The following is an 8,656-nucleotide window of genomic DNA, read 5'->3' as shown; positions in this document are numbered from 1 at the left end:
GTGTTTTGAATTTGATTATTCTAGAGCAAAGATAAGTCATGAAATTTTTTTAAAGTAACAGTCTCATTTTTAGATGTGATATTAAGTTTTCCTAAGATAATTGTCATACAAATAATCAAAGTAAAACCGTGGTTAAAAAGTGAGTTTGCAGATAATTATTTCTGTTTTTTTAACTACGTAATAATCTATAGCGGGTATTTTCTTTAGCGTATAAATGTGTTGCTGTCTGTTTTAGCGCTATAAGCTTATCTCACAATAAGAGAGATTACCCTGAGATTATAGTGAGTGTATTAATAGTGAAAAGGTTATTTTCATCATTAAATGGCTCTGTTTTGATAACAGAAATCAGCGATTATGTTAGTAATGTTTTAGGATTTAACATTTGCCGCTATCCATAACCTCCAAAATAAGTCGGCGAAAACAAATAGTTTGTCTGATATTAGTAAAATTGTTTACATTTTATTGGCGACGTTGTTACACATAAAAAAAAAGAACCAAAGTGTGAGCTAGGTTCCTTTTTTGAGTGAGTGTAAATAGACGTTAAAGACTAAGCCAAGCTGTTTTGTGGTTCTCTTTTCACTTTAAATTGAGAAAAAACCAGTAATAAACCCACGATCCCAACTAATGCCGCGCTTAAAGGGACAATGTTATAACCGTACTTTAAAGCAACTCCACCAATAATAGCTCCAATAGCATTACCTAAATTAAATGCACCAATATTCACTGATGAGACTAAACCCGGAGCATCATGAGCTATTTGCATTGTTTTTATCTGTAATGGAGGTACAAGTGCAAAACTTGCTGCACTCCAAATAAAGAGAGTGATCACTGTTAGGTACAGGTTACTTGAAACAAGCGGGAGTATGAGCATAGACACAATCAGTAATACAAAAAATATCACCAATGTTCTATCAATTCCTTTTGCCGATAATTTCCCCCCTAGGTAATTACCTACGGTAAATCCTAATCCAATCACAATAAGTAGCATTGCCACATCACTTTCACTGACATGAACGATATTAATAAGGAAAGGGGCAATGTATGTATAAAGCGCAAAAAGAGCAGAAGCGCCAAATACAGTCGTTAGTAGTGCTAACACAACAGGTAAACGAGTGAGTACTTTTAATTCATATTTGATATTCGGCTTATTTCCTTTGGGCATCGAAGGTAGAAGCATTAATAAACCTATCAATGTCACAATACCTAATCCAGAAATAAGGATAAAGGCTAAACGCCAGCCATAAACTTGACCAATCCAAGTCATTAAAGGAACACCGATTAAGTTTGAAAGTGTTAATCCCATAAACATCGCAGCAACGGCAGCTGCTTGTTTATGTTTTTCAACAAGGCTTGCCGCTACGACCGACCCAATACCAAAAAAAGCACCATGATTAAGGCTCGTTATTAGCCTGGCAATCATTAATCCCAAATAGCTATTTGATTGCGAGGCTAATAAATTACCTGCAATAAAGAGCAATAATAGAAAAATTAAGGCATGTCGTTTTGTTAACCGACCTAATCCTAATGTCATAATAGGCGCGCCTACCATAACACCCACGGCATAACCTGTAATTAATCCCCCCGCTGTTGTTATTGAGATATCTAACCCAGAGGCAATATTCGGTAACAACCCCATAGGCGTAAATTCTGTTGCACCGATAGCAAAAGCACCGGTTGCGAGTGCTAATAGAGGGAAAAAAGCTTTCATTATTATTCCTAATAAAAAGAGCAGAGCTCAAAAATTGATATGGCGCTAGTTTAATAAAGTGATTAAAAGCAATAAATAAGGAAAAAAACAATAGACTATTGCTTAAATAGCAATAATAAATATGGTGTTTATTTTATTGAATAGATTTTTAAAGAAATAATAATCGTAATGACAATAGCTGTATCAGCAACTTATTTTTGCCTAAATGTAAATAATGAAATAAAAAATTGTGCTAGAGTCATTTCAGGTCGTTATTTATTTGTCATTTATATTTATGTTGGAATACAGGATTTCATATGAACAATATCAGATTGATTGCCACAATTGTGGCAAAGGAAAATCATGAAAATGAAGTGTTATCTGCTTGCAAAGCAATGATAAAACCGAGTCATAAAGATGAAGGGTGCATTCAATATGAGCTTCATAAGGATACTACTCAACCAAGAACATTTATTTTTCTTTGAAATATGGAAAGACCAGAACGCTATTGATAAACATAACGAGACGGGAACATATGAAAGCGTTTGTTGAAAATCTAAAAGATAAAATTTGAATTGTTAGATATCAAATTTATTGAAAAATTAGCTTAATTTTATTTACCCTCTGTTAATGTGTCTCATTATTTTTAATTAAATATTTTCATGTATAAATCATGATTGGAGCAGGTGTACATGATGTATATCTGCTTGTTTTTTTATGTCGTCACGTTTCTTTTATATCATTCGCACTATTCTCAATAACACACTATTCACTTCTCACTGTTAACTTAATTGCAATAATAAAAAAAATATCCGTATCCTTAAATCTCAATATACTACCTAATAGCACTGAGACTTATTGTATGAAAGCAACATCAGAAGAAGCGAGAGTATTCGTTGAAGTTGTTGAACATAAAAGCTTTACAAAAGCTGCAGATAAACTGAATTTGGCTAACTCAGCCGTCAGCCGTACAGTGAAAAAATTAGAAGATAAATTAGGTGTTAATTTATTGAATAGAACGACTTGCCAAATTGATCTTACCGTAGAAGGAGAACTTTATTTTCAACGGATGAAAGTGATTTTGCAGGAAATGCAAGCCGCTGAAAATGAGTTATATGGTACACAAAGCTCACCTAAAGGTTTATTACGAATAGATGCGGCTACCCCTGTTGTATTACATCTCTTGATCCCTTTTATTTCTATTTTTCGTCAACAATACCCTGATATTATTTTATCCCTAGTTTCATCAGAAACTTTTGTAAATTTAATTGAGCGTAAAGTGGATGTGGCTATACGAGTAGGTCATTTAACTGATTCAAGTTTACGTGCACGCCCTTTATTTAATAGCTATCGTAAAATTATTGCTTCGCCAAAGTATCTAGAGCAAAAAGGAATTCCGACAACAGCACAAGCGTTAAGCGAGCATACTTGTTTAACATTTACAGAGCCTGTTTCATTAAATACATGGCCTTTAGAAATCGAAAAGAATGAATTAATTACGGTAACAAAAGGAATATCTTCAAACAGTGGTGAAACATTAAGGCAATTATGTGTGAGTGGTGAAGGGATTGCTTGTTTATCTGATTTTATGGTGAATAAAGATATTCAAGAAGGTCAATTAGTTGAGCTATTTAGTGATAAATTACAGTCGATCCCATTACCTTTTCATGCGGTTTATTATAGTGATCGCGTGGTGAGTCAGCGCATTCGCGTTTTTATTGACAGTTTAACTCAATATTTATCTGACACATTAAAGTTGTAATTTCGAGTCCCCTAATACGCTTAGGTTCTTACCGCTGATTTTAATATGAGAGTAATACTCTCTTATCAGGTTAGAAGGTGCTCTAATTAATGTTATAACAGTCTGCCGTTTAAAAAAATAGCCTGAGCAACAATAGACTTTTTACCTAAAAAGCAATAATCGTTATTATTAATATACATAATCGTAAAAACGATTATTTTTGGTTTTTTTATTTTTATATAATCTTATTTCGATTAAATATAAAGATTGTAACTCTGAATTTAAAAATTAATTTGGGGGTTTATGTTGTGTGCTAACCTGTTCATTTCCTGTTAAATTAACTCCATTAGACGTATCGAAAGAAAAAATTTAGGAGTTGAAATGAATATTTTACTGATCAATGGTGGTCAAAACTTTGGTCACTCTGCAGGTCGACTAAACCGTACATTACATGATATTGCCTCTGAGCATTTAGTAACATTAGGTCATAGTGTTAAAGAAACTCAAATAGAGGAAGGCTATGATATCGAAGAAGAAATTGAAAAATTCTTATGGGCTGACACTATTGTATATCAAATGCCAGGTTGGTGGATGATGATGCCATGGAAAGTGAAAAAGTATATGGATGATGTCTACACCTTAGGACACGGTAAATTGTATGAGAACGATGGGCGTACACGTCGTGATCCTAAAAAACAATATGGTACAGGCGGTTTGCTACAAGGAAAACAATATATGATTTCCGTAACTTGGAATGCGCCAGTTGAAGCTTTTAATGAATTTGGTAATTTCTTTGATGGTAGAGGTGTTGATGGTGTTTATTTTGCTTTCCACAAATCTCAACAATTTTTTAGGGCTGTCTCAATTACCTACTTTTTATGACAAATGATGTGATCAAAGAGCCAAATGTTGATCAAGATATTATTGAATATAAAGCGCATTTAACTCATGTTTTTGGCTGAGATGATTGATTTATATCGTCGTTTAGAGCATGTATAAAGCATATGTAAAGGTCACTATGGTAGAAGGTTAGTGACCTTTATTTTTTATAAACTTATTCAACTAAATATTAGATATTTTTAATCTGAAAGTAATTAACTAATTTATTGAGGTTTACTGCCTGTTCATTGAGTGAACCGGCGGCAGCGACAGACTCCTCGACTAATCCCGCATTTTGTTGTGTCGTTGAATCAAGCTGACTTATAGCATTATTGATTTGCGATATACCATCGCTTTGCTCATTACTTGCTTGCCCGATTTCTCGTAATAATGCACTGATCTCCTCGACATCAGTGATCATTTTCTGAATTTGCGAGCCTGCTTGTTCAACTAACTCCATGCCTTCTTGTGTTTGAGTTGATGAATTATCGATAAGGGTGCGTATATCATTAGCGGAATCTGCACTTTTTTGTGCGAGTAACCTGACTTCACCAGCAACAACCGCAAAACCTTTACCATGTTCACCCGCTCTAGCGGCTTCAACCGCGGCATTTAGCGCAAGAATATTCGTTTGGAATGCAATGGCATCAATTAAATTAATAATATCAGTCATTTGAGATGATGAACTATTTATTGCTCTCATTTTTTCAGTTAACTGAAGCATCATTTCGCCATTATGATGGACGACAATTTCAGTTTTTTCAGCAACATTAATGGCATCATGAGTATGAGCAGCGGTATTTTTAATCGTTGACGTCATTTGCTCCATCGAGCTTGCTGTTTCTTCTACTGATGTCGCTTGTTCTTCTGTTCTTGCCGCTAAATTTTGACTACCAGCCGTAATTTGTTCTGCTGCTGACGAAATATTTTCAGCACCATTTTGTACATTTTGCACCACGTCTAATAGGTGCATTTTCATGTCAGCAAGCGCTTGTAATAATATTCCTGCTTCATCATGGTAATCAGTATTAACATCTTGTGTTAAATCACCACTGGCAATCGCTTTGGCAAAGTTTATTGCCTTTTCTAATGGAAGAGTAATACCTCTAGTAATAAACCACCCTAAAATGCTGCCCACAATAATGCTGACGAGGGTTAATAATACTAAAAATACTCTTTTCTCAATAAAATCACGCTCAACAGCGTCACCCGCTTTCTCCATTTTTTGATTTTGCAATTCAATAAACGCTAAGATTTTATCGCGATACCTTAACTGAATAGCGGACGTTTTTGTTATTAGTTCATTGACGGCTGCGTGTCTATTATTTTCATTAAATGCCTTCACCACGAAGTTTTGAGAGGTGATATATTGCTGACGAATATCATAAACTTCAGCTAAGATTTTTTTTTGACTCAGCATCGTGTGTGGTTTCGTCTAATTCTTTCAGTAATTGCGCAATCTTAGCGGTGATCTCTGCTTTTTTGCTCTCTTGCTCAGCGGCTAAACTCCCTTGCTCATCAAGCATAGTGAGTTGCTGAAATATAATAAACTCATTGAAATTATTAATCAGCAAATTGGCTTTTACTGTGGCTGGGTAGATATCATCAACGACATCATGAATATCTTGATTCGCACTATTTAAACCCATTAGTGCAAAACCAGAACCTAACATAATTAACATCACAAAAAGTTGTAAATGCGATGGTTAACTTTGTACGAATTTTAAAGTTTTTAAAGAACATGCTTAACCCTGGATAAATAGTAATTAATAAGTATTGGTAACTTATTTAAGAACAAACAGTATCGGTAAGCAGTGAAAGAACTTTAGTCATTAAACGAAATAAAAGGAGATAAAAAGACTTGCATTGATTTTTAACACATTATTTTTATTGTAAAAAAGGGTTTGGCTCCCTTTTTTTATCTAAATGTGCTGAGTATTTAAGTTTCATTTAATTTTGTAAAGCTGGATGAAAAGTAATGAAAAATTAAAGATATTCTTTATTTTCCGTTAACAATTGTTTGTTCTATTTTAATGTTTGTTAATTAATTTTAGGGCGTTTAGAAAGTAGAATAACCGTCAATGAATATAAGCGTGGTTAAATGGACGCTATCTAAGGTTTGCTCCCCCTCTGAAATACGTTTGACTATGATAAACTGGATGACTTAAAACAGGTGAGTTTATGGTTAATGTTAGATGTATTTTAACTTACTCATGGACTTATACTCAATGGACTTAAAGGTAACGCTGTATGCGCAGTGTATTTATATTTTTGAGCATATTTATTTTAGGATTTAGTCATATGGCGTATTCTGAGCAAACACTTGTCTTTATAAGACATGGTGAAAAACCTGATAATGATAGTGGGCAACTGACCTGTAAAGGATTAAATAGAGCACTAGCCCTACCTAATGTGCTTATCAATCAATTTGGCAAACCTGATGCCTTATTTGCCGCAGCACCTAAACAAAGTAAGCTAGGAAATTCATTACGTTCACTCCAAACGATTTCACCTATTGCTATTAAAACCTCATTGCCTATTCATCTTCAATATCATGCTAAAGAGATAAAAGAGTTGCGTGAAGATCTGTTAAGTATGAAATATGAAAATGCAGTGATTTTTATTGCATGGGAGCATGATAATTTAGTTAAAGTGGCACGAGATATCATGAAGCAAGAAGGGGGGGGATCCTAAATTAATACCTAAATGGAAAAGCAGTGATTTTGATAGTATTTATATCTTAAAAATAATCCGAGAGGGTGATAAGAAAAGCGTCATATTTGAACAAAGACAGCAAGGGTTAGATAGCGTGTCGGATGTTTGCGCTAATTAGCGCGTGTTTTATCTAACACTTAAAAAGTATTTAAAATCGAACGTTATAAGATAGATTTAGTACACTCTGTATTTACACACAGACTTAATATTATTTGAAGCTATGCGGGAAATATATGCAAAATAAAGCGATACGCTCAGTAGAGCACGAGATCAAAGTGCACCTTGTAAACTCATTTACTCGAGATAATAAAGGTGGCAATCCTGCTGGCGTGGTACTTAATCCTCCTCAATTAAGTGATGAGCAGAAAATTGCTATCGCTAAAGAAGTTGGGTTTTCTGAAACCGCTTTTGTTTATCAAGGTGAAGAGACTGATTTTAAAGTTGATTTTTTTACCCCTGAAGGAGAAGTCGATTTTTGTGGTCATGCTACATTGGCGCTATTTTTTACTTTATCTTCACTTAATTTATTAGCAGCGGGTCATTACACACAAAAAACGAAAGCGGGCATTTTAAGCGTCGCAATTGATACTGAAAATATCGTTATGGAGCAAACATTACCTGTTTCTCGACAAGCTCCAAATGTCGATATTGTCGCTGCTGCACTGGGCGTAAATTGCGAAACTATTTCTGAAACAGGCTTACCCATTGAGATATTTTCAACGGGATTACCTGATATGCTGATCCCCGTACAATTGGGACAATTAGATAATCTAAAACCTAATTTTGATGCAATTGCAAACTTAAGTCGTGAATTTAATACGATTGGTTTTCATGTTTTTGAGCTAAGCCAAGATGAAGAAATCACTGCCCATTGCCGTAATTTTGCCCCTTTATATGGTATCAATGAAGAGTCTGCGACAGGAAGTTCTAGCGGTGCTTTAGGTTGTTATCTTGTTAAGCATGTATTCCCTCACAAAACACATTTTTTTATTAGAGCAGGGGCGTGCAATGCAATGTTCTTCTCTTATTCACGTTATTATTGATTCAACAGAAAATACAATTCGTCGAGTAAGAGTAGGTGGAAAAGCGACAATGATAGGCTCGAAAATAGTTAAGTTTTAAATATAAAATTCATGGACGAATATATTACAAAAAGTTTTTCAGTCGGTATATGGATTTTATGGAATATCAATTCAAGTCAAGTCATACAGTAAAGGTAATAAGAAAAAATCATTATCTACTTACATTTTTGATTATCGATTCTCTCCTTTTACCCCGTAGGTTGCGAGTAATGAGATTGAGAGTTTCAACGATGGAGATCCCATTGATATTCCAACTAGTAGATTTATTTCTGCCTATGTACAGATGTCAGAAGGTTCGATCTATAAGGTGAAAATGTGAGAAAGGAGGCACAGAAAGTGAAAGAGGAACGTTAATATAATAAAGTAGTACTACACTAAAATTTTTACCATCGTTAAATTAGGTGTTTTATGAAAATTAAAGAAAATGATTTTTTGGGGTTTATTTTTTCATCTGATAATGACAGTAATAACAAAAAATAGCGAAAAAATTGGCAAATGGATGTATTTTTTTTTATGATGTGGAATTTACAAATAAAATATGTCAAAAAGCAA

General features: G+C 34.1%; 4 protein-coding genes and 4 pseudogenes. 6 read left to right on the top strand and 2 right to left on the bottom strand.

The window, feature by feature from the left end:
• Positions 1-547 precede the first annotated feature (547 nt).
• Positions 548-1,708, bottom strand: a complete 1,161-nt coding sequence (locus tag BHE89_RS04605) for an MFS transporter (protein WP_069367779.1) — start codon at positions 1,706-1,708, stop codon at positions 548-550.
• Between the two features lie 296 nt (positions 1,709-2,004).
• Between BHE89_RS04605 and BHE89_RS04600 the strand changes: the two genes are divergently transcribed.
• The 4 genes and pseudogenes from BHE89_RS04600 (at position 2,005) to BHE89_RS04590 (ending at position 4,390) form a co-directional block, all read left to right on the top strand.
• Positions 2,005-2,172 carry a putative quinol monooxygenase gene (locus BHE89_RS04600; RefSeq protein ID WP_128860322.1) on the top strand — a complete coding sequence of 56 codons (168 nt, stop codon included), beginning with the start codon at positions 2,005-2,007 and terminating at the stop codon, positions 2,170-2,172.
• Positions 2,123-2,239 (top strand): hypothetical protein, encoded by a 117-nt coding sequence (locus BHE89_RS26910; protein WP_353615106.1) that lies wholly within the window; start codon positions 2,123-2,125, stop codon positions 2,237-2,239. Before BHE89_RS04600 ends, BHE89_RS26910 begins: the two co-directional genes overlap by 50 nt.
• Positions 2,240-2,549: 310 nt before the next feature.
• Complete coding sequence (yafC, locus tag BHE89_RS04595) at positions 2,550-3,449, top strand: DNA-binding transcriptional regulator YafC (protein ID WP_069367781.1); 900 nt, start codon at positions 2,550-2,552, stop codon at positions 3,447-3,449.
• A gap of 360 nt (positions 3,450-3,809) precedes the next feature.
• Positions 3,810-4,390, top strand: a pseudogene (locus BHE89_RS04590) (NAD(P)H-dependent oxidoreductase).
• Between the two features lie 107 nt (positions 4,391-4,497).
• On the opposite strand, the pseudogene BHE89_RS04585 reads toward BHE89_RS04590, so the two are convergent.
• Positions 4,498-6,050 (bottom strand): annotated as a pseudogene (locus BHE89_RS04585) (methyl-accepting chemotaxis protein).
• Positions 6,051-6,557: 507 nt separating this feature from the next.
• On the opposite strand from BHE89_RS04585, the pseudogene BHE89_RS04580 reads away from it, so the two are divergent.
• Together BHE89_RS04580 and BHE89_RS04575 are read left to right on the top strand one after the other, a co-directional pair.
• Positions 6,558-7,140: pseudogene (locus BHE89_RS04580) on the top strand (histidine phosphatase family protein).
• Between the two features lie 115 nt (positions 7,141-7,255).
• Positions 7,256-8,144, top strand: a pseudogene (locus tag BHE89_RS04575) (PhzF family phenazine biosynthesis protein).
• Positions 8,145-8,656 lie beyond the last annotated feature (512 nt).

Origin of the sequence: Shigella sp. FC1967 (assembly GCF_001743005.1) — a bacterium.
Classification (GTDB): domain Bacteria; phylum Pseudomonadota; class Gammaproteobacteria; order Enterobacterales; family Enterobacteriaceae; genus Proteus.
This window is presented reverse-complemented; position numbering and strand designations above follow the sequence as displayed.

Excerpts from the sequence above, each read along its gene's own strand:
- BHE89_RS26910 (WP_353615106.1), top strand. The coding sequence starts at position 2,123 with ATGAGCTTCATAAGGATACTACTCAACCAAGAACATTTATTTTTCTTT.
- BHE89_RS04600 (WP_128860322.1), top strand. The coding sequence starts at position 2,005 with ATGAACAATATCAGATTGATTGCCACAATTGTGGCAAAGGAAAATCAT.
- BHE89_RS04605 (WP_069367779.1), bottom strand. The coding sequence starts at position 1,708 with ATGAAAGCTTTTTTCCCTCTATTAGCACTCGCAACCGGTGCTTTTGCT.
- yafC (WP_069367781.1), top strand. The coding sequence starts at position 2,550 with ATGAAAGCAACATCAGAAGAAGCGAGAGTATTCGTTGAAGTTGTTGAA.